The following is a 22986-nucleotide window of genomic DNA, read 5'->3' as shown; positions in this document are numbered from 1 at the left end:
TTGCCAACATGCTCACCGTAATCACTCCGGTTCTCCTGCTTGGCGTCCAAGCAGGCATTGAACATGTGGGTCAGTTTTCGATGCAAATTTCTAGTGGAAGTGGGTCAGTTTTGCACGCACCTCAACACATGAGGCATTCATTAGCAGGAGATTCGACGTGAACAACAAGGATCAGGCGCAGGCAGCTGCGCACCAGACTGAACGGATCCGGCAGACGGATCGTGAGTCCAGTTCATGCTGGCTTCGAGAACCCGGTAGCACCGATGTGAATGACATCGCGGCATGGCTCGCCGAACCGGACATCAACCAGTGGTTCGATTTCGGGCAGGGACGCCAGACGCTTTCCGTGCTCGCCGTACAGTTCATGATGCAAAGCGGTCGGCATCGCCTGCGCGTCTTTGGCCCCATCGGCAATAACGACGCCAGCGGTCTGGTCGCCATCAGCGACCTGGCGCATGCATTTGGCACTGCCTCGTTCTGGGTCCTGCGCGACAGGCGCCGGCCCGCCAGCCGGGACATGACGTTTGTCGCCTCCACCCGACTGCTGCGTGAGGCGTTCGAAAGCGAGCGACCGCATTGCGTCACGGCGTGGGCCGTGGATTGCAACGTGCGCTCTCGACGCCTGCTCGAACGGATCGGCTTTCGCCTGATTGGAATGCAGCGTGATTGCCATGTCATGCATGGATCGCGGTTTGGGCGCGTACTCTATGACCTCCTGCCCGCCGATCTCGCCAACAACTCCAGAGCAGCCGGGGGCAATATATGAATACGCCCGTTATCACCGCTGTGACGGCCTGGGTGCCTGACACCATACCGCTGTCGCAATGTACGGCAATGGGGTCGTCATTGCGCGCGACCTCGCATCCGGGCTGGGACGCCTGGGCCCGGTCCTGGCACCCCGATTATGGACACTGGCTGGAGGCATGCCCAGGTAACGAGACTACGGGATCGCCCCCTGTGCATTCCGGTCAGGTCACGCCCGACATGACCTGCATGGTGCCGGTTGAAACCGGTACGGATCTGTCTGGACTCGCCATCAAAGTGGCAAACGGAATCTGTTCGGTACGCCCCCCCGGCGCACGTCCCGTCGACATCGTGATGTTCTGCCACAGCACTCCCGATGAGCATGTTTCGACCTCGGTTGCCGGGCGGCTGTGTGCGGAAGTCGGACCGCCTTGCTTTGCCTTTTCGGTATCCCAGCAGCATGGCGCGTCGCCCTTCACGGCGTTGCGACTGGCTTCCGATCTGCTCATCGCTGAACCGGATGTCCACACGATACTGATCGTCGCAGCGGAGAAGTGGTATCCACCGTTTTCCAGAATCTGTGGGCCTGGCATCGCACACGGTGACGCCGCCGGAGCGCTGCTTGTCGAAAGAGCCAACGAGGAAACAGACGGGCTGCAACTACTCGATGCAGCAGCCCGACGCGCTCCAGCAAACATCGGGCGAAGTACCGCAGGCATCCCGGATGCCCGGACAATTACGTTGCTATCGATGATCGACTTTTTCCTCGCGCGACACGGCCTTAGCCACGGCGAAATTGAGGAGGTTGTCGGGCAGCCCGGGGATCCGTCGCTCACGGACGTTGTATGCGACCTGCTCAACCGGCCGAAAGACACGATACGCCACCAATCTTGGGTTCATCTTGGCGCGGCCGAATCCATTGTGCGCCTGGCACAGGCACTCGACTGCACCGCCTGTTGCAAGACATATCGCATGCTGCTGTGGGGCTTCGGGATCGGCGGCTTCCTGGGGGCCGCATTGCTCGCAACGCACAGCCCATCTTCTCCCTTTCAGCAGGACGATATCCGCCCCTTCTCATGATCCCCGATCTCGGTATTCCGCACATCGCCGTCTATCTTCCCGAACGCATCGACGATGTCCGGAACTGGGGCGCGCGAACCCGGCAGCAGATCGCCACCGTGCAGGAGCTGGAACGGGCCGGGATGCATCGTTACCATACTGCGGATGGGCAGACGGCTATCGGGCTCGCGGCCGGCGCAATCCAGCGGCTTTTACTTGCCTCTGGTGTCGAGCCCCTGAGCGTGGAAGGACTTGTCTACGTGCACACGCTCCAAGGCAGCATTGCGCCGCCGCCACGGTCGCTACCTGGCATGCTCTGTGATCGGTTCGGTTTCACCAACGCGGAAGCCTTCTCGTTCGCGCAGCAGCATTGCGCATCCGCCCTTGGAGTCCTGCGGGTAATTCGCGCGATATTCATCGCCCGCCCCCACACGCAAAGGGTCCTGTTGGTAGGTGCCGACGCCATGCCGCTCGAATCAGAAAGGCTAATGAAATCTGAGGCGATTCTCGGTGATGGTGCGTTTGCTGCACTCATCGAGCGCGGCGCCGCCGTCAACCACCTGCTCGCGGTCTCGACGCATGCCAGCGGCCTCGGTTGGCGAGGGGTACTCGCGAATGACGAATCGCGCCTGGCGTCACAGAATTTTTTTGCGGCGCGCAGTCTCATCCGGCAGATAATCCAGGCGGCACATTTCGCACCGGACGACATCCAGCGTATCCTGCCCCACCATCTGGATCTCCCTGCGTGGCGCCGCCTGCTTGATTCGCTTCACATCCCGCAGGACAGGCTGTTCGCAGAAAATTTTTCGCGCTTCGGCCATGTCACCGTGAGCGACGCGTTCATCAATCTCGCCCTCTGTCCCGGACTGATAACCGGCAGGCCACTCCTGCTTTTCGCAAGAGGCATTGGGGGATTTTCAGCGGCGGCGCTGCTGGTGCACTAGTTCCACGCCACGCCCCACCTTCCTTCCCGCTTCACGCGATCGCCAAGATTGCACAGCCCATCGAATTTGCACACCGCTATGGCAGGCATTCGCGTGGCAATCCGCAGACTATAATAAATGTCAAATGCACCCGGGCGGGTGCATGGTATGCGTCCTGTAGGCCGTTGCCTGTGCCGCAGCGTGCGGCAATCGCGTGTGGCCTCTGACTGGCCCTGCACTCCCGGAAACGCGTGTCACATGAACCGCGCCGCATTGCGCGCGGGCCACAATTTCATGCGACACCTGATGTTCCAGACACTGCGGGGTAGCGCCGGGGAAGCGACCCATGGAACATGTCTCTCGACGCCGTTCAAAAGACGGTCAGCACAGACCTTCAACCACATCGGATCGTCTTCAACCTGGTGCGCTGGCACCGGCCATGCTGCTTGCATATGCGACCGATATCCCTTCCCTCGTCGAGTCTTTCGGCCAAGCGGCCGGGCAGCTTGGATTTCCGCATTACGTGATCAGTCGCGTTACCCGAACCCGGTCGACCCGCACACCACAAACGGCGCTCGAAATGATCGGATCGCACTATCCGAAGGAGTGGGTAAGGCACTACCAGCGCCGGGATTATGCGTCGATCGATCCCGTTCATCGGGCAGCCTTCTTCCAGTCGGCGCCCTACCGCTGGCACGACATCACTGACCTCACCAAAGCGGACCACCGGTTCCTTGGCGAAGCAAGCGACGCGGGATTACCTGCCGGACTCAGCATCCCGGTCCATCAGTCCGATGGCAGCATCCTGCTGTTTAACCTGGCTGGGCCTCCACGGTCCGTCAACAGCGCCATCAACGCCCGGCTGGCATGTCTGATTAGCGCGCAGTTTAACTTCGAACTGCACCGCCTCGGGCTGATCCGTACGAGAAGAGCCGCACGCATGCTTACCCGTTGCCAGATCGAATGCCTGACCTGGGTCGCCCGCGGAAAAACCTCGGCCGAGATTGGCGAAATTCTCGGACGCTCTCACTATACCGTTGACTACCACGTCAAGAAAGCGATGGAGGCCCTCAACATCTGGGGCAGGACGGCTGCTGCCGTCCAGGCGACCGTACAGGGCCTCATAAAACCCTGAAGCCTCTTTCCCTGGTTCTGCCATCCAGCCCGCCCGTCGCCATGTACGCGACGCGGATCAATGCGCGCTCGCGCATGCCCACTGCCACCCTCCTAAAGCTCCGAGTATCAGGGCTGCAAACGCGCTGATAGCGTCACCTCAACCGCCAACACAAGGAGGAGCCCATGTCATTCATCGTTGCCGGCAGGCTTGACAACCTGCCATCGGATATCCGTGCCCAACTTGGCAGCTTTCGCCACAAGGTCTTTGTTCAGCGCCTGCATTGGGACATACCCGGCGTGTCACACAATGCTACGAGCGAGTGGGATGAATTTGACGGAGGCGAGACCGTTCATCTGGTCGCGTTGTCCACGGAAAACGTGATGTGTGGATGTGCGCGCCTGATGCCCACCACCGGGCCTTATCTGCTGCGTGACGTCTTTCCGGGACTTGCGGAACAGGGTGATTCGCCACAATCGTCGCCTTCGATATGGGAGATGTCGCGATTCGCATCATCAGGATTGTCTGACTATAGAACTGACTCGACCGCAGGTATGTCCCTGTTCCCATACGCAATCGCGCTCGCTCGTTCGTTCGGCGCGACACGCGTGATCGGCGTCGTCTCGCGCTCTGTCGCGCGTTTGTATCGACGCTTCGGGCTCGACCTGCACGATATGGGCAACGGCACGGGGTCAAGCCGTACGAGTATCGTTGCGTGCTCCATCGAACTCGACGCAGCCACGTTCAACAGACTAGGGGGCGATCCGGTGACGCTGCTGGGCGGGATCGCTCTCTTTGGACAACTCGTACGGCCTCAATCCGGCACGCCAGCGCAATCGCATCCGGTTGAAGCGGCGGCGGCCTCCGCGCGGGCCACCGATACCGTGCCTCTCGCACCTTTCGATGGGGAAACGGCACATATGCGAGCAACTGTGTAAAAGGACTCGCCCCTAGCGTCAGCGCGTCAATGAAGGCCGATAACGGTGCCGGTTGTCGGCTTCCTTCACCCAGTCCGGCCTGATCGCCGACGCATATGCCTGACCGCTGCGTGAAGCCTCCCCATTCTGTTGCGACCTTAATCCCAAGCGCTCGTCGATCGCGTGTGCGACGGTGGCCGACTTTGGAAGATGGTCGTGATCACAGTCCGTCCAGAAAGCGCACATCACATCAAACAGCACCGACAGTATCAATGTCATGTAGGGCAGTTTCATCACGATGCACTCCTCCGGTCGTTCGCTGGCAGACTTGTCCCAATGCTGCTTGAGGCCATTCACAGGCATCATGATCCGTAGGGAATCAAGCTCACGCTGCAGGCGATCTTCAAACGAATAGTGAACGGTCGCCGAATGCGCAAGAGTCTTGCGCAGTTCGCAGAGTTGACGGTCCTTCATCTCCAGGCATCTTGTCAGCCGACGGACCTCGTCTTCGGCCCACTGCAAACGTTGATCGGGAGCGACGTGCCCCGGTGGCATGAGCGAAGCGCTCTTCGCGCCGCTGGCTGTCCATGCATTGAGCTCTTTCATGATGTTCCCCGCCGCAAATGCGCATGCCCGTATCGTTGTTCCGGCCGAGGCCTGTCCCTCCGGGGAGCACGAACGGTAAAGCACCTGAAATCTGCGCCTTCGATCGATCAAGATGACTAATCGCGGCAAAGTCATCGACTTCAGCCATGCTTCTTTTTCGGTTTTCTCAGACGAAATATCAACTGCGAAAAAAGGCTGGGTATGCCGTAACGGGATCGGCATGGATATAGAGCAACCACGTGCTGTGTGCGTATGGTTTCAATACCCAATCGAAATAACTGCGTTGGCTTGAGACGCCTTGTGCGAATTCAACCTCCCCTATGCCTCCAGGAGATATCGCTGAAGGTTCCTGAATAACGGTCAATCAAAGCACGCTCGTCGCTCCATGGCCGACACATACTCGCCGCTCGCGGCGCATGAACCCATCACCGCTGCGACTTGCGGAATGCCCTGCGGAGAGAGCGTGGCCGGTTATAGAAGATGTGGAAGAAGTGATCACGGTCTGGAAACACCCCGTCCTGGTTCGGCAGATTCGCGCCATCCAAATCGACTAGGTACAGGCAGGGCAGGTTGTTTTCCTGCGAGCGCACTTTCTGCATCGGCGTAACCGGATAGGACGTGCCGCCTCTCATCGTGGCGTGATTGCAAACGATCCAGCACGCCTGGCCAGCAATGCTGCCAATACACGCGACTGCGCCCGCGCCCGACGCGCCATCGTTGTGCATGCTGCAGGCCACGAGCTGCGAAAGATCCAGAAACCGCGTGCCAGTGTCGAGCAGTGCATGTCGGGCGTGGCATCGCCACTGCCCAACGAAAGCGGACATCATGCATACGTGGTCGTCCTGTTCGCGGCTGACCGTGACGTCCGGCCAGGCGCCCGAGGCGAATCGCTTTCTCCAATGCGTCACTGCGAACGGCATAGCGGCAAACTGTGCGGCAATCTCTGCATTAGGATGACCATCGGCGGACATGAGAGCCATCTGTGCGCGACGCGCCACCGAAGCTGGCGGCGAGTGAGAACGGCTCATCGCGACAAGCTTCTTTCTCTCATAATCCTAAATATTCATCGTAATCCGGGGATGCCAATCTCAGTTCCTGAGGTTTGCTTGTATGGATCACCTGGCTGGAAAATGAAGCGGCGCCCCGAAGGCATCAGAACGTATGCCGGATCCCAATATTCACGGCAGTCGTCGTCGTGCCCTGTGGCACAGCAAACGAACTTGGCGCTAGCACGGCGAGATTAGTCTGGAATGCCCCCTGGTTGTGGGCAACGCCGATCTGGGAATAGAGGGTAGTCCGATGCGACAGTGCGTATTCCGCTCCGAAAGCAAACATGCGCGATTTGTTTTCACTCATACCCTTGTTGACCGCGTAGTAGAACCCCCCGTTGAGGGTGATTGCCGGGGTCACTGCAAAGACGGCCCCGACACCAAAGACGTTGACATTTGACAGAGGCGCGCTTGACGACGGATTCAGATAGTTGACCCAGTCCACTTTCGCAAGTACCGGACCGAAAGCATAGCCGAGCGCCGCGGTCTTCCCGATTGCGACAGTTTCGCCAGTTTGAGGATCGGCATGAGTATAGTAGGCAGCATTCGCCAGAACCGGCCCCTGGCTGAACGAGAGGGACGCCGACATGCTTCGACCGTTCTTGGTGGCCCCGGGGACGCCGCCTACGGCATATTCCAGTGCTCCGGTGAAGCCATACAGTTTCGGGCTGGTATACACAATGGCGTTGCTATCGAAAATTCCGGTAATACCAAATTGTTGAAAGTACTGCACGAGCTGACTGCCGAACTGTGGCATGCCCCGCGGATCGCCGTCAGTGACCGCCAGAAAGAAAGGCGAGAACTGGACACCCAGCTTCACGTCGCCAAAGGGACCCGACACCCCAACCGTTGCCGCACGCCCGAATATCCCACCGTTAGAGTCTCCCAACGCGCCCGTACCGGTTGAAAAGCCACCTTGAAGATTGAAATTGACAGAATATCCCCCTCCAATGTCCTCCTTCCCACGCAGCCCGTAAATCGAAGGGAGCCATGCTCCATCAAGGAAGGCAACACCGCTGTGCCCGTCCGGAGCCGTCTTGTTCTGATAAAGTAGTCCAGAATCGAGAATGCCATACAACGTCACACTGCCTTGAGCGGATGCGGTCGCACTAAGCGCGAGAAGCAGACCCGCAAATACCATTCGTCTCATGCTCGTCTCCTGATTCTTTTATGCACGTACCTTTTCGGATACGTATCGTTCGCCAACGGAAAGACGGACGCGCATACCGCCTTTGAACTGTCCGTGACGTGACAATAAGCAGGCTTGACCAGCGGTGATAGGTCATCCAACGATAAATCACGGCGTCCGTTTCTATCCGTGCGGGAGCCTGGAGTTTGGTAACTCCCGATCTTTTTTGTCCTACTCTGCGATCGAACTGCCGTCGAAAAAGAAAAGCCGCAACCGAAAGTGGTCGCGGCATTGTCAAACTGCGGTGGCACGGGGAGCCATAGATCAGTGCTGTCCTACGAAGGCTGTTTCTGCCTCACCTCTTTGAGTCTGAGTTCACGCCTCAATATCTTTCCGGAACTGGTTTTGGGAAGGTCATCGACGACTTCGATGAAGCGTGGCACCTTGTACGCGGCCAGCTTCTGCCTGCAGAACTCGAAGATGTCATCGATGTCGACGTCGGCACCATTCTTTCCCACGACAAAGGCCTTCGCCAGTTCACCCTTCGTCTCATCAGGAATCCCGACGACTGCGGCCATGGCTACTGCGGGGTGTTCGCATAGCACCCGCTCAAGCTCTGCAGGATAGATGTTGTAGCCACCGGTGATGACCATATCCTTCATTCTGTCTACTACAAAGATGAATCCCTCATCGTCCATACGCGCAAGATCGCCCGTATGCAGCCAACCGTTCGCGTCGATGGTTTCAGCCGTTGCCTCGGGCCGACCAAAGTAGCCCATCATTGGGACGGGGCCTTTTATCTGGAGTTCGCCGACTTCACCGTTCGGTGCGACTCCTGACGGGTCTTTCAACGACGCGATACGTGCACTCACGAATGGAAGTGGAATTCCGATGGAACCATGCCTGCGTGGTCCGTAGAGCGAGTGAGTCGTTCCAAGGCCTCCGAGTTCGGTCATCCCCCACAGTTCAAGCAATGGGGCGCCCAGCCGACTCTCCACCTCCTTCATCTTGTAAGTGGACATTGTCTGCCCGCCCACCGTACAGCGTGTCAGCGAAGAAACGTCGTACTCTCCGAGCTCCGGGAAGTTCAGCAGGTACATATACATCGTCGGGACGCCCTCGAGGATCGTTGCCCGGTAGTTCTCGATGCTCGCGAGGATCGCTTTCGCTTCAAACACCGCGTGCAGCACAAGCGTCATGCCACAGGCGATTGCGCTATTCATCACGATATTGCCGTAGACGTGCGAGCACGGCAGTGCGCTCACGACAACGTCATGCTCCGTGCGGACATGGAAGGTCGACGTCATCGCCGTGTTCATGAGGATCGCCCGATGAGACAGCATTGCGCCCTTCGGATGGCCGGTTGTCCCAGAGGTATAGCCGATCGTACTCAAATCATCGGGTGATATTCCCTCGATGGGGAATGAGCCACTCTCCTCGTCTGTGAGCAGATCGTTGAAACTCTCGATCGAAGCCCCGGGGCCGCCAAAGGAAATCAGTCTGATGCGACCGGCCTCGAGCGTGTCACGCAACGGAACCAGCTTCACAAGGGACCCAAAAACAGCGACGGCACCACAGTCGTTCACTGCATATGCCGCCTCTGAAGGCGTCAACATCAGGTTCAACGGGTTCACGACCGCACCGAGCTTCAAAATCGCGTAATACGCGATGACCCATTGCGCACAATTGGGCGAATAGAGCGACACGACGGATCCCTTCCCGACGCCTCGCTCACGCAGACTGCGTGCCACTTTGGAGGAAATACTGTCCAGTTGACGGAAAGACCAGGTCTTTCCGTCGGCGACGATAGCAGTCTTGTCCCCGAATCTCCGAGCGGAACGTGCGACAAGTGCCCCGATTGACTGCTCCATTTGTTCCTCCACGTAGTCTGTTCTTCTGCCAGCGTTGCATGCCATATTTCGCATCAGGCGGTCAGCGGGCGTTCCATGATCGTCTGCATGTTGCAGTACTCAGAGAGGCCGTGCAGCGAGTTTTCAATGCCCATACCCGACTGCTTGTGACCACCAAATGCGATATCAGGTCCGAATACATGAATCTGGTTGATCCATACAGTACCCGCCTCAAGCCTTCGCGCAACGTCCTTTGCCTTCTCGACGTCACCCGACCAGACAGAAGCAGCCAGGCCGTATACCGTGTCATTTGCGCGCCTGATGGCATCCTCCACGTCACGGTATTTCAGGATCGGCAGGACGGGGCCGAAGGCTTCCTCGACGACGCAACGCGAATCGTCCGGTGGGTTGTCAATCAGCGTGATGGGGATGAAGTAACCCTTCTTGTCTGCCGGAGCGCCACCCAGCAGCACGCGGTGCCCTTCAGCAGCCGAGTCCTCCAGGAGATTGCAGACCTTCTCATACTGCATCCGGTTCTGCAGCGGTCCCAGCTGGCTTCCGACGAGCAAGCCGTTATCAACCTGAACGCCCCGCGCGTAATCAACCAGCGCGCCAACGACGCGGTCGTAAATTTCTTCGTGAACGTAGAGCCGTTTGGTCGCGACACAGAACTGGGAACTGTTCTGGAAGCTGGCCCAGAAGAGTTCCTTCGCGATGGCTTCCGGATTAACGTCCGGAAGCACAATCGCCGGATCATTTCCACCGAGCTCCAGCGTGAGACGCTTGAGGTTCGACGCGGCACTCTGCATCACACGCTTGCCAGTAGCGGTCGATCCGGTGAACGCAATCTTGCCGATGCCAGGGTGTTCGGTCATCCATTGACCAAGTGCGTTGCCGCCCGACACGACGTTGAGTACGCCAGGCGGCAAGACCTCCTGGGCGAGCTCCCCAAACCAGAGCGTACACAGGGGCGTGAATGGCGAAGGCTTCAGAACCATGGTGTTGCCCGCCATCAGAGCAGGGGCAATCTTCCAGACAGCGAGGAGTAGCGGGAAATTCCACGGCGTGATCCCGCCAATTACGCCGATGGGCGTGTAGCGGGTAACAACACGGTTCTTGCCATCGTCGCGAACGACCTCCTCCGGAAGCGCCTGCTTCGCAATCTCACGCAACCAATAGATCGAGCCTCCGATTTCCCACTCCGCACCTGCGCGCGGCTTTCCTTGCTCTGTCGTCAGGAGCGTCAGGAATGCTTCATAATTCTTTTCGATCTGGTCGGCGAGTCCCTCGAGCGCCTTTCGACGCGTCGCAATGTCAGTCTCGCGCCACAAGGTGAACGCGGCGTTGGCAGCCTCTACAGCAAGATCGAGGTGCTTTCGGTTTGCGAGCGGAAAGCTGGCGATGGGCTGCTCCGTTGCAGGATTGATCGCGAACTCCGTGTCATCCGCGGTGACGCGACGTCCGTTGATGGACATCGCAAAGTCGCTCACCGGGATGGCCGTTCCCCAAACTGCGTTTTCTGCCTTCATTCGTGTCTCCGGGTATTGTGGATGCAGAGCAGCGCAGACGACTCGCTATTCCATATGAAGGACCGCCTTGATCGCGTGCCCCTCTTCGGTCTCGGCAACCGCCTTGTTGATTTCGTCGAAGCGATAGTGCGTCATGATCTTCTCGACAGGGAACCGGCCCTGTTGGTGCAATTCAATGAGACGGTTGATGAAAATCCCAGGCACGCTGTCGCCCTCGATAATGCCTTTCAGCGTCCGGCCAAAAAGAATGGACAGCATGTCCAACGTGACTTCTGTGCCCGCCGGAGGCAATCCGATCGAGCCGCACACGCCTCGCGCGTGAAGACATTCAACAGCCTGCCGAAGCACGCGTGGCAGCGCTGTCGTCTCCAGCGAGTAGTCTGCGCCGCGCCCTTGCGTCACGGATTTCACGAATTCGACCGGGTCGTCTGCCTTCGCGTTGATCGCATGTGTGGCGCCAAGTTTCAGGGCCAGTTCGAGTCGCGACGGGTTAAGATCCACCGCGACGATAGTCGTACAACTGGCGAGACGAGCGGCCATCACAGCGGACAGGCCGACCGAACCCGCGCCGAAAACGACGATGGATGTTCCCGCGCGAGGATTAAGCGTGTTCAGCACTGCTCCGGCACCAGTCTGAATGCCACATCCGAACGGACCATATAACGGAAGCAGGTCGAGTGAGACCGAGTCGGGGACCTTCACGACATTGCGGTCAGTAGCAAGCGCGTACGTCGCGAACGACGACTGCTGAAAGAAATTTGCACTGATGTCAACGCCTCCCTTTCTCACTGAAGCCGACCCATCGAGTCGACGTCCACTGAAATTGTTTGGCATCAGGTGGTCGCAGTATGCGGGCTCGCCTTCTTCGCAACTCGGGCAGTGTCCGCAGGAATGGTACGAAAGTACGACGCGGTCGCCTTTCCTGAATCGCGTAACGTCTCGTCCGACAGACTCGATGACCCCCGCGCCCTCATGCCCGAGCACGATGGGGAGTGGTATCGGCACGTACTGGTCGCGCACAACGAGGTCGGTGTGGCACACGCCAGACCCAACGATTCTGACCAGTACCTCGTCAGGACGCGGATCGTCCAGACTGACCGTCTCGATGCTGAAGGAGCCCGACTTTTCGTTGACGACAGCTGCCTTGATTTCCATGGTTTCCTCCTAATATAGTGGCATCTCATCTCGAGGCTTACGCGTGGCGAGATGGATGTCGTCTCCTCAATTATTTGACCAGTATTCCTCAGTTATTGCGCAGTTAATCCCGAAATCTTTCGCCCCTCGAAGGGCGGTAAACGGCTTAAAAGGAGGAAGCGCGTTGGGGATAGACGCGCTTCATACCTGATCAGCTATCTGTTTGTTCTGCGTTGCTACTGGCAGCGTGACCGAGCTTCAGTCTCAACGGCTCGATTCGCTCGGCCGGGACAGAGAATTGCCGGTATCCCAAACCGTAGAGCTCGTCGACCACACCGCTTGCGGGAGATGCCCCGAGGTCAAGTACGATTGACCATGCACGTTCGCGCGCGGCGACCGCCAGTTGAGCGAGGCACGACAGCAGAAATCCTTTCAACGTGCTTAGAGGCGAACACGTTAGATTTCCCGCAACCTCGTATTCGTCGATTACCTCGGCAGAGAACGACATTTCATCGGGCCACCCGTGGAACGTACGAACCAGCTCTGGTACGTCAATCCAGATATCCACACCCTCCTCGACCGCCGAACCCGACAGCTCGGATAGCAATGCTGCGTTCTGGACGAGGACCCCTGCCTTTACCCCTGGTATTGCATCAACAGCCTTTTTGAATGCGATGATTTCCCGCACGTCAGAAGCTGCGGGCAAAACGACCGTTACGGAGGTGTGTCCGGTTTCGCCAGCTGCAGTTGCAATCGCCTTGACCAGCGCGTTCGTGAGTCGGGGCGCCCCTAGAGGCAGCAGCAGACGCGGCTCGATCGATGCCCATCCGTCGACCATGTGTCGTGCGCGCGATCCGCTGAGTCTGGGCAAGCGCACCGCAACAGGCTTTTCGGGCGATGCCGACAGGAGCCCCGTACATGCGGAGACTACCGAGTCCTGGAATCGTGCTTCGACCCGGGATGCTGGTGCTGCGACGTTCACACTGAGCGCTTGCACCGCGTCAATCAGCCCTTCAGCCTGGCCACTTCCGATCAGCAGATCAACAATGGGGACAATACCAACGCCAGCCGGATGGCGTTTGGCGATGCCGGCGAGTTCACCCGTCATGCGGGCGGATGCCCAAACCGAGACGCCGGACGATTCCTCAGCCCAGCGCAGCAACTTGTTGAGGTACGGATTCGACGCGCCCGTGTCGTCCAGCGCTATTGCCCCGACGTAGATGCGGCCTGTTTTCCCATCGACGGACAGGACATCGCCCTCCTGAAGTTCGCGCGCGCCCACCTTGAACGTTCGAGCTTCCTCATCGACCTCTAGCGCACCGCACCCGACGACGCAGGGCTTATCAAGCGCGCGCGCGACGACGGCCGCGTGACTGGCCGATCCGCCGCGAGCCGTCACTATGCCTTGCGAGTGCAACATCCCGCGCACATCGAGCGGGCTCGTCGTCGGACGAACGAGAATGACATTGTCGCCCGCTGCAGCACGCTCCACGGCGCGGTCGCCGTCGAGCACAGCCACACCGGTTGAGTGACCGGGCGATGCGCCGACGCCTTCGATCAGAAGGCTACCGTTTGTGTTCGCTGTCTCCAGGTCCTCTGGGACAAAGCCGGGCCTGACGAGCTGGCGCAACTGGTCGTCTGTCACCCTGCGCAGCGCCGTCTCATGATCGATGAGGCCCTCCTCAGCCATCTCAACCGCGATCCGGACCGCAGCGGCGGCCGTGCGCTTTGCAGCACGCACCTGGAGCAGATGCAGCTTGCCACGTTCCACCGTAAATTCGATGTCGAGCGCATCCTTGTACATTGCCTCCAGCTGATCGCCGACCAAACGGACCTCTTCGGCAATGCGGGTGACGGCGGGAGATGGACTGCCGAGCGAATCAGGCGTCTTCGTGCCGGCGACCAGATCCTCTCCCTGATGACCCGCCAGGTATTCGCCGAATAACTTTCTCTCGCCGGTCATGGGGTCACGCGTGAACGCGACTCCAGTGCCCGACTCGTCATCGAGATTGCCGAACACCATGGCCTGAATCACCACTGCGGTGCCCAGATCGTCAGGGATACCGTGGTGCTTCCGGTACGCCTTTGCACGCGACGAGTTCCAGGACTCGAACACTGCCGTGACTGCTCGCGCCAGTTGCTCCCGCGGCAACGCAGAGGGACGCTCGCCTGCTTCCGCCTCAATCGCTGATAGTAGCTCCGCCTCGACCTCTGCGAAGGCATCCGTCACCGTTCGATTTGGCGCGGCGATGGCTTCCTCGAATCGGGGGATGATGGACTCGGCGTCGACACCGAGAACTGTGTCAGCATACATCGACCAGAATCGCAGCCACGTGTCGCCGACGAACTCGCGGTTCCCCGATGAAGTCGAAAAATTCGCCGCAGACGAGGCGTCGAGACCAAGATTCAGGATGGTGTCCATCATGCCTGGCATGCTGATCTTTGCACCCGAGCGCACAGACAACAGTAACGGCACACCGCGGCCACAGAACACCTTGCCCGTACGCTGCTCGAGCAAATGAATCGCGGTATCGATTTCATCGCCAAGCGACGCAGGCAACTGACCGCCGTTCTCATGAAACGCCTTGAAGGCGTCGGTGCTGATCACGACTGCTGGTGGGACGGGCAGCCCCATCTGCCGCATCCTTGCCAGCCCGCTAGCCTTGCCACCGAAACGCGCCGTGTCCGACGCGTCAATGGTATCGACATCCCAGAGGTACTTGATAGCTGCCATTTTCAGTGCACATCCTCAACAGTCTCACGGGGACGACCAACAACGGCAAGGATGTCCTCATGAAATTCAAACCAGATGTTATGGATCGAATCCGCCCGCGGGTTCGTGACGAATGATTTGTCGCCCAGATCAACCCGTTCCATCGCGGTGGCAAACCGGTCAGCATAGACGCCGTATCGCGGAATATCACTTTCGATTTTCCGTAACGCGGTAATCTGGCGCTCGACGACCTTCATTAGTTGAGCGAGGACACGTGCGTCGCCATCAGATGTCTGAAATTCGCTTACCAGCTTCAGAAACTGGCTGTTCAGTGTTTCAAATCGCTCATACCAATCCGACACTGCCGCGCGCTTCGGCAGATACGTGCTGCTGTAGTACTCAAGCACTGCGCGTCGCCCCGGCACGTCCAGGAGATATTCCCCGTTCAGATCCATGGCATCCCCTTGTTCGACGGCGTCGTTCAGGGCTTCCTGTACATCGGCTTCCGGCAGGCGCACGCATTTGACCAGCGCGGCAAAGTTTGCCATCTTCTTCAGATACAAGGCGTTGAGGACCAGGAATGCGGTTTCCGTCAACATTACGTCTCTCCGGGTTATTCCGGCGGAGCCTCTACTACCGGTGTTCCGCCGGTTACTGTCAGATCATGGTGTCAAAGCCAGGCGTACTTCGAATGCCGGATGTCCGCCTTCTCAGAGAACGGCAGATACCCCTGCCCCGAGAAGATTTTCTGCGGCACCACCGACTGTACGAAGTTGCGCTTCGTGATCTCGTAGTAGTAGTTGGACACGCGCTGGTCCAGCTCCCAGAAGTTCATCTTCTCATTGACATGGTCATAAAGACCCGCTTTGCGCAGATGGGGGAGGATCATGCCAACGTAGTAGCTATAGATGCCGTTGGTGCAGAGCTCACGGCGCGGCATCTTCAGCGTCTTCTTGTAGAGCTTGAACGTCGCCTCCTTGATCTTCTCGAGGTGCGACGACAGATCCTTGATGGCAACGGGATAGACTTCGCCCATCGAGGTATCCCAGGCCTGGCGCACGAAGACCGCCGCGCCACAGATTGCGGGCACGTAATTCTTGGGAACCGTGAAGGTGGTCGAGATGTCGTTGACCCGGATCTCCTCGAGACCCATCTGGTCCGGATCAATGACCAGCGCCAGCGTATAGCAATGCGGCAGGTCCTCGCACACATCGCTCCAGTGATAGACGTCCTCGTTCACGAACAGATCGCGGATAATGAGGATTTTGCCATCCTTCAGCTCATAGGGACCGGTGTCGCCCAGACCCAGCCGGCAGTCGTAATGATCGAAGAATGCGAGCAGTTCGGCTGCAGCATTAAAGGCCGTCAGCTCCTTGTACGTGTCGGAGTCACGCTCGAAGTACTCGACCTCGTTGACCAGCCGGTCGATGAGTTCGGGTTCGTGGATCTGGCAACGGTAACGATCCTGGGAGTTCAGGATGTAGCCGTCCTGCCGCTTGCCCCACAGCACCCGTTGAGCGAACTTCAGGATGGTATTGCTTTCCTCGACATACTCATCCGGGCCGATGGCTTCGAGCGCAAGCAGCCCGCAACGCCCCATGCCAAAGGCCACCGCACCAAGACACCAGTCGTGCACGCAGTTGATCTTCGTTCCGATTTCCGTCCGGGCGCTCGCTCCAATGTCCATCACGCCTTGCGCGCCAAGCTCATCGGTAATCAGCCGCATGAATTCCGGGTAGCGGTAGAACTCCTGCATGAATGCGAGGATCTCGTACTCCTGACGCGGGATCATGCCCGACACACCTTCCGTCGCGCGCATGACGAGCACGTCCCAGATGTTCCAGGCAAAATAGTTGTTCAGGTCGTTGAGTTCGTCGATGGTGAATTCAGGCTTCAGCACGTCTTCGCGCGTGACCTTCTCGAGAACGTCTGTTTTCATGCGCGCGCGCATTGCGCGGTCGCCCGCGATGCCGTCCGGAACAGGCGGCAAGCCGGTGTAGTTCCCGGCGTAAAGCAGCGTCTGAAAGCGAAGCCCGTCGTCGTCCTTCTCGTAGCGCTTTTTGTATATGCTCTTTCGCAGCTGATCCATTGTCGTCTCCTGTATGGTTTCCGTCGCGTTACAGAACGATCTGACCGACTTCGGGGTTCCCGCACTTCAGCGTCACCTGCTTGCCGCTGAGTTCCTTGACGATCTCGTCAAAGTGCGCCTGACCGGTATTGCCGACCTCGTAGCGGGAATCGCTGCTCTTGAGGTGGGCGGTCATGATGCAGGGAATCTGGAATTCGCGCGAAAGAATCCCGAGGTGTGACTCAGGTGCGCCTGACATCGTAATCACCCCGATCGCCCCCATAGAAAGCGCGGGTGCGAGAAACGTTGTGGTGCCACCGCGCACGAGAAGGATGTGGTCCTTGAGCTTGCCGCTCTGGATCAACTTCACCACCGACTGCGGATCCGGGAGGTAAACCACCGTCCCACTCGGCTCCTTCTCCGTTTCGAACGCGTTAAAGCCTTCTGCAACTACGGTCATCGCTGTCTCCTGTTCACGGCACCAAGGTGCTCTTTAACCAACTGTTGTCATCACATCCAGTCACTGCCATTTCGAAATGAATCTTAGGCGCTTCCTTGTTCCGGCTCTTTAGCTCTCGCCGACAAAAATTACGGTCTGTTTTACGGAAATTGCCATCCGGCTGCGAGGTTCATCAGTGTTCCTGCTCTTCAACCGTGCCGTGCACCACCACCGCTCTCGCGGAAATGAATCAGTAACTCCTCGGGCCAGATCGCTACAAATTCCGCACCCGCACTCTGGAGCTGCGCGGCGGTGTGCATGCCCCAGGAAACGCCCACTGCACGAGCGCCGGCTGCCATCGCCGCCTTGACGTCACCGACGGTGTCCGTGATCAGCACAACATCGCCGGAATGATGACCGCCTGTTTCGTCGTATTCGGGCGTTCCTCGCCTGCCCAGTCCATAGCTTGGATCACCCAGCACTTTCTGTATCGCCTTCTCCTTGTCCGGTTCGACGTCACCCGAAAAGACATGACCAAAACAGTGTGTCAGGCCAGCGTCGTCCAGCACGTGACGGATGGCACCCATCGCATTCGAAGAAACGACCGACAGCGGAAATTCTGCCGCCAGGGTTTTCACGACGCTGCGCATTCCGGGAATAATGGGGGGGCGGTACTCGCTCAGCAGGAGATGAAAGAAGAAGTCCGTGACCTCCCTTGCCCTTTCATCGTCACCACACTTCTCACGCAGGCCAGCGAAGAGGTTGACTTCGGACAGTGCGTAGAACGCCTCCGGCGAATTGACGCCCAGGTCAAACCGTCGGTTCACCTTCTCGAACACCCGCCACGACGCTTCCCTCGTCTGTACGAGAGTCCCGTCGAGGTCGAACAGAATCATGCGCAGCGACACAACTACCCCCGGTTGTCTGAGTTCAAACGCGTCAACGAGGGCACCTCGAAGAAGTCCATGACTTCGCCGAAACCCGTCTCACCCTGGCAATGCCATTTCGTGAGCGTGTTGAACGCAACCATGTTGGGCCAGCACTGCCATGGAAACGTTGTTGTCGCATCGCCGCGAAACTCCCACGTCCGCTCATCGCTATCCGTCACAGCCAACTGGATGTGTTCCGGATAACGGTCATGCACGCGGATCGTGTTGCCGGTGCCGGCCTTGAGCCCATATATCTTTCCATCCTGCAGCACGTACCCGTGACTCAGCGACAGTTTCTTGCCCCCTTCGTTCTCGTCGAACGAAAAGATGGCGTGCATGGCAAAGCGCTCTGAAAAATGTGCGTGAAGCCAGCTCATGTTCGGCGCACCGCGCTCGGGGCGAGGCCCCCAGCTATGATCCATGGTGGACACACAATCAATTTCATAACGCTTGCCACGCAACACAATGTAGCCAGTCACACGGCCGGTCTGGTCGAAATGGCCGTTGTACGCCGTGCCCCAGGCGAATTTTCCTGCATCCTTCTGGGCCGCCACGACCGGATCCATTTCCGGATCGTGAATGTCGAACGGCGCCATCAGCGCCGTGTACTTGACGTGGATCTCGGTTTGCTGACCGTCGTCATAGTCGATCGTCCAGACCATATTCGGCTCCAGACATTTCACGCTCAACCCGTTGGCCAGGCGATAGTCGAGCAGATTGCGCGGCTCGGGAATCGGGAGGTGAGACTGCAGGTCGTTGAAGTCTGCGTGCCACGGTGTCATTGCACGACGCGAGTTGATACTGATGGTCGAGTTGACAATTCCGAGGTTCGGCCGGAAAAGTGCATAGACGCCGACGTTGATGTTCGCTTCCGCAGAATAAAAACCGAAGTAGTTCGTCTCGGCCCAGTTCGGTTTGTCCGCGTCGGCCACGTGAAACTGTGCGTCTTCAGCCTTGATCATTGTCCCTCCGTCCGTTGAAGTTAGTTTGCGCTGGGCTGGCTCCAGTCGCCGACCCTGGTCAGCTTGCGGCCCAGCCATACGCGCTCATTGTTGGCCGCGTTGCAGTTGCGGGGAAGAGTCGCCAGGTTCCGTCGTCGTGCCGAAAGAAGAGCAACTCAATCGGATCCGCTGGACCTAGCAGACGGACGATCACACCACTCTGACCGCCCCTCGCGCCTTGACGAAACCGCGTCACGCGAATTTCGCCTCGTTGTGACGGCGAAAAGCATTTGTCTATGCTTTGCCGCAGTGAGTAGCCTTTCATGAGTGTCTCTCCACGCCGCCTGCTGCCGCCGCAGGCCGGTTACACAAGCCGAGATACTTGCTGCGTGCGCTTTGCGTAATCCACCGTTGAACCCATGATAGCCAGACCCACGGGCGATCCGTATAGCCCACGCAGCAGGATCATCGGCCTCATTTTGTCTCCGAGAGACAAAGCATCGACGAATCCGTGCGGCAAATGTCTCTCGCGCGCACAGACCAGACATTCATTCGGGAAAACGCTAATAGGATGACGACTGAACGTCAGCGATACAGGAGACTACTGACCAAAGCCCTGTTTTGCTGCGTCGCAGCGTAAAAAGGATCGTGGTGGAGCGAAGAATGGATACTTCTGACGGACACGCGGTCATCGCAACCGCCCAGACCGGTGCACCGCAGATTTTTACGTTGCAAACGGCGCTCGATACCCTCTCCGGCGCCGTGCTGGAAGGCACGGAGTCGGTGACCGCCCTTGCGCTTGACCTTGTACGGGCGAGCACGGGGGCGACGTCTTCGGTCGTGCTCCGGAGGAACCAGGGGGAATGGATAGCTCAATCTGCGCTGACCGGTGAGAACGGCAAGCTTCTTGAATCCGGCATAGAAGACCTTCTGAGAGACGACAGCAGGATTTCGATTGGAAGCTACGGTTGCTTTGTTCCTCTATCACCAGGCTTTGAGGCAATCTTTCTGCCTTGCTTTTCGCCCACGGACGAGCAGGCGGAAAACCTGCACCTGCTCGCGTCGGCGTTCACCCTGGCCTCTGCGGCGGCCAGTCGGGGACGAGCCGTCGTGGCCGTGCTCGATGAAATCAGTGGATTGCAGAGCGTCGTGCGGGAAACGCTTTCTGCTCGCGAACTTAACCAGGTTCTTTCGTGCGCAACACACGAGACGCTGCGGCTACTCTCCTCGAACATCTGCGGTGTCTTCCTGAGGGAAGAAGACGAGGTGGTAATGCGCAGTTGCGTCGGCAACCTGCGCATCGAGACCGCCCAACTGCGAATGAAGAAGGGTCGCGGGGTCGCTGGCCGCGTGTTCGAGACGGGTGAGGCTGTGCGGGTCGATGAATACGTTCGCGACAATACCATCAGCCCGGACTATATGGACCTGGCCAGGCTCGAGCATGCCTATTCCGCTCTGGCCGCCCCGCTCAAGGTCCATGACGAAGTCGTTGGCGTACTGGAAGTCTGGCGACGTCGAAAATCCACGTTTTCAGATCGGGACGTCAGGAGAATTTCGGCGCTGGCCGATCTGGTAGCAATTGCGATCCAGAATGCGCGGCTTTACGAAACACAGCAGAACGCAGTCGAGCAGCTAGCGGCAGCAAACCGTCAGCTCAAGAACCAGAATAGTGCTTTTGGTCAGTCAGCCGATATTCAGCAATCCATGATCGAAACGATTCTTGCTGGTGAGGGGATCGACGGGATCGCCAGGGTCATCGGGCGGTATTCCGAGGCAGAGGTCTCTATCGTCAATGAGGAATTGCAGCCCATGACGACATGTGCAATGAGCCAGAAGGCAGTGACGCTGATTCCAAAAATCGCAGGATTGCTTCGCGACGCCCGGGAGACTTCGAGCGATCGTCGCGCCGTTGTCGATAGCCTGTGGTTCCACGCACAACCAATTGTCGTATCGGGAGAGCGTGTCGGCTGGGCCACCATTGTGTCGGACACCGAACCGAACGAAATCGCTGACATGGCGCTAAGATCAGGCGTCATAGCCTGCGCCCTGAGCTATCTGGAAAGCCGAGCCGCAATGCTTGCGCGTGCTGAGGTCAGCAGCGAGATTTTGTGGGATCTCCTGGAAGGTGAGCCAAAGGTTAGGCTTGCGGCCGCTTCCCGCGCCAAAGGCCTGAGCATCGAGCTGAACGGTCCACATCGCGTTCTCCACTGCTCCCTCGAACAACTCGATGAACTCGCTCGTGCCGAGGGATGGGACGCCAGCACGGCTGAGCGCAACCGGCGAATCGCGTTAGATTGTTGCACGAAGGGCCTGGAACTGGCCGGGCTGCGGTTACTCACCGTGCGCGGCAATTTACTGATCGCGCTGGTCAGCGGAAAGAATACCGACGAGATTCGAATCGCCCTGGATGCGACCAGGAAAAACATGGCAGCCTCTATTTCAGGCTTCTGTCCGATGTGGGGTGTGAGTTCCGTGAGCGGCGGCAGCGGCGACTTTCGCGCCTCGCATCGTGAAGCAGCAATAGCGCTCCTCGGCGCAACGAAGTTCAGCAACGAAAATATCGCAATTTCCGATGAACTCGGCGTCCTCGGTCTCCTCCTTTCCATCCGCCACGACAACAACCTTGAAGGGCTCGTTGGCGCAATCCTTGGTGATGCAGTTGAGTATGACCGCAGACACAAGCAGGCCCTGGCCAAAACCCTGCGCACCTATTTCGATTCGGATTGTTCATTGCAGGCCACAGCATCGGCGCTGCACGTCCATCAAAAGACCGTTCGGTACCGGCTGACCCAGTTTGAACAACTCAGCGGGATGGATCTACGGTGTCACGAGAATCGGATGATGGTCGATATTGCACTTCGCATGCAGATGATCCGTCGCGAGTCCGCCGAACCATCATGAGGCGAGAGCGTCAATTCGGCGTCTGACAGCACGTCGATTTATTGCGGACCGGCCGATTGTATTGGCTTCCCTTGCAGATGCATCGGAACACTTCCATTTCAATGCGAGTACCTGCTTACGGAGAGCCCCAATGGCTTATGGCAGTTTCCCTCCCGCAGAACGCCGCATCTGACTCTCACCGCTCGAGCACAGCTAGCGTCGCATCGACGCCGGTCTCCCCGCCCGCACGAGCCCATCGCAAGTGTTACATCATTGATTCGCCTCAGCTCTGAAACGAGGGGCCTGCACCGCAGTGACACCTGTCTATCAAGAGACTCCCCCTAGATGAATCTCAAACTTGGACCTGCGACAACCGCACCACGTGGGGGTCCCCACTCTTTCAGGCTACGGAAATCCCGAGCCTCTATACGGGTTGCCTCTGTGCGGGTGATTACCATTCGCCAATTCTGCCTTTCCCCACTCTCAAATTGTCCAAGTGGAATTTCATCGGTTTAACCGGGAAATATAGTCTTAGCAGCCGCGAGGCCTTGTCGCGAGTCTTAAGGCCAAAGCACGAAAATGACGAAGGCCGCTGCCTCAGTTGAGGAACGCGGGAGCGAGTTGGGGCGCCAGTAGCCGGGTCCACGGTTCGCGTAGCGTTTGGCGCCGAAATTGACGAACTTCCGGACTATTGGGGATTTTTCGTGCACGACTCGGCTTCATCGCGTCTCACATCCATCGACTTTCCATGGCGGAATAAAGAGGCCGCTCCGCTCCTGTTTCTTTGAAACGTTACCGGTTTGAGTTTTGACCAGTAAAAGCTGAGAGATCTTCACAACTCTGTCCCCATGATTGCACGCGGCTCCGTGCCGGGAATCTTCCGACTCTGCAGGACGGTTGAGTTCAACCAGACTAACCGCTGCAGCAATTCAAGCACCGGAGGTGATTGAATCGCTTGCGCC

The 22986-nt window shown here is 58.4% G+C and carries 17 protein-coding genes and 1 pseudogene; 6 read left to right on the top strand and 12 right to left on the bottom strand.

The window, feature by feature from the left end:
• The first annotated feature begins 157 nt into the window (after nucleotides 1-157).
• From G3N97_RS07155 to G3N97_RS07135, 5 genes are all read left to right on the top strand, one after another.
• Nucleotides 158-766 (top strand): GNAT family protein, encoded by a 609-nt coding sequence (locus G3N97_RS07155; RefSeq protein WP_205992595.1) that lies wholly within the window; start codon nucleotides 158-160, stop codon nucleotides 764-766.
• A complete protein-coding gene (locus G3N97_RS07150; RefSeq protein WP_205992594.1) occupies nucleotides 763-1824 on the top strand; it encodes a 3-oxoacyl-ACP synthase in 1062 nt (353 codons plus the stop codon). Before G3N97_RS07155 ends, G3N97_RS07150 begins: the two co-directional genes overlap by 4 nt.
• Entirely contained in the window at nucleotides 1821-2747 is a 927-nt protein-coding gene (locus G3N97_RS07145) for a 3-oxoacyl-[acyl-carrier-protein] synthase III C-terminal domain-containing protein (RefSeq protein WP_205992593.1), read from the top strand. Before G3N97_RS07150 ends, G3N97_RS07145 begins: the two co-directional genes overlap by 4 nt.
• Before the next feature lie 325 nt (nucleotides 2748-3072).
• Nucleotides 3073-3861, top strand: a complete 789-nt coding sequence (locus G3N97_RS07140; protein WP_205992592.1) for a LuxR family transcriptional regulator — start codon at nucleotides 3073-3075, stop codon at nucleotides 3859-3861.
• A gap of 164 nt (nucleotides 3862-4025) precedes the next feature.
• Nucleotides 4026-4778: an acyl-homoserine-lactone synthase gene (locus G3N97_RS07135; protein WP_205992591.1), complete on the top strand. Its 753-nt coding sequence runs from the start codon at nucleotides 4026-4028 to the stop codon at nucleotides 4776-4778.
• 18 nt (nucleotides 4779-4796) lie between these two features.
• Here G3N97_RS07135 and G3N97_RS07130 read toward each other — a convergent pair whose 3' ends face one another.
• The 12 genes and pseudogenes from G3N97_RS07130 to G3N97_RS07075 form a co-directional block, all read right to left on the bottom strand.
• Nucleotides 4797-5363, bottom strand: a complete 567-nt coding sequence (locus tag G3N97_RS07130; protein ID WP_205992590.1) for a hypothetical protein — start codon at nucleotides 5361-5363, stop codon at nucleotides 4797-4799.
• A gap of 384 nt (nucleotides 5364-5747) precedes the next feature.
• A pseudogene (locus tag G3N97_RS07125) lies at nucleotides 5748-6142 on the bottom strand (carboxyl transferase domain-containing protein); the annotation flags it as partial.
• A gap of 373 nt (nucleotides 6143-6515) precedes the next feature.
• Nucleotides 6516-7562, bottom strand: a complete 1047-nt coding sequence (locus G3N97_RS07120) for a porin (RefSeq protein ID WP_241030441.1) — start codon at nucleotides 7560-7562, stop codon at nucleotides 6516-6518.
• A gap of 314 nt (nucleotides 7563-7876) precedes the next feature.
• Nucleotides 7877-9412: a long-chain fatty acid--CoA ligase gene (locus tag G3N97_RS07115; protein ID WP_205992589.1), complete on the bottom strand. Its 1536-nt coding sequence runs from the start codon at nucleotides 9410-9412 to the stop codon at nucleotides 7877-7879.
• 53 nt (nucleotides 9413-9465) lie between these two features.
• Entirely contained in the window at nucleotides 9466-10920 is a 1455-nt protein-coding gene (locus G3N97_RS07110) for an aldehyde dehydrogenase family protein (protein ID WP_205992588.1), read from the bottom strand.
• 45 nt (nucleotides 10921-10965) lie between these two features.
• Nucleotides 10966-12075, bottom strand: a complete 1110-nt coding sequence (locus G3N97_RS07105; RefSeq protein WP_241030440.1) for an NAD(P)-dependent alcohol dehydrogenase — start codon at nucleotides 12073-12075, stop codon at nucleotides 10966-10968.
• A gap of 190 nt (nucleotides 12076-12265) precedes the next feature.
• Nucleotides 12266-14788 (bottom strand): pyruvate, phosphate dikinase, encoded by a 2523-nt coding sequence (locus G3N97_RS07100; protein ID WP_205992587.1) that lies wholly within the window; start codon nucleotides 14786-14788, stop codon nucleotides 12266-12268.
• A gap of 2 nt (nucleotides 14789-14790) precedes the next feature.
• A complete protein-coding gene (locus G3N97_RS07095; protein WP_205992586.1) occupies nucleotides 14791-15366 on the bottom strand; it encodes a hypothetical protein in 576 nt (191 codons plus the stop codon).
• Nucleotides 15367-15437: 71 nt separating this feature from the next.
• Nucleotides 15438-16856, bottom strand: coding sequence for a hypothetical protein (locus G3N97_RS07090; protein WP_205992585.1), 1419 nt, complete (start codon nucleotides 16854-16856; stop codon nucleotides 15438-15440).
• A gap of 28 nt (nucleotides 16857-16884) precedes the next feature.
• Nucleotides 16885-17295, bottom strand: coding sequence for a PEP-utilizing enzyme (locus G3N97_RS07085; RefSeq protein WP_205992584.1), 411 nt, complete (start codon nucleotides 17293-17295; stop codon nucleotides 16885-16887).
• A 188-nt stretch (nucleotides 17296-17483) separates the two neighbouring features.
• A complete protein-coding gene (locus G3N97_RS07080; RefSeq protein WP_205992583.1) occupies nucleotides 17484-18170 on the bottom strand; it encodes an HAD hydrolase-like protein in 687 nt (228 codons plus the stop codon).
• 14 nt (nucleotides 18171-18184) lie between these two features.
• Nucleotides 18185-19165: a hypothetical protein gene (locus tag G3N97_RS07075; protein ID WP_205992582.1), complete on the bottom strand. Its 981-nt coding sequence runs from the start codon at nucleotides 19163-19165 to the stop codon at nucleotides 18185-18187.
• Between the two features lie 642 nt (nucleotides 19166-19807).
• On the opposite strand from G3N97_RS07075, the gene G3N97_RS07070 reads away from it, so the two are divergent.
• Nucleotides 19808-22045 carry a helix-turn-helix domain-containing protein gene (locus tag G3N97_RS07070; protein WP_205992581.1) on the top strand — a complete coding sequence of 746 codons (2238 nt, stop codon included), beginning with the start codon at nucleotides 19808-19810 and terminating at the stop codon, nucleotides 22043-22045.
• Nucleotides 22046-22986: the final 941 nt, after the last annotated feature.

The sequence above is a fragment of the Paraburkholderia sp. Ac-20347 genome (assembly GCF_017104805.1).
Lineage (GTDB): Bacteria > Pseudomonadota > Gammaproteobacteria > Burkholderiales > Burkholderiaceae > Paraburkholderia > Paraburkholderia tropica.
This window is presented reverse-complemented; position numbering and strand designations above follow the sequence as displayed.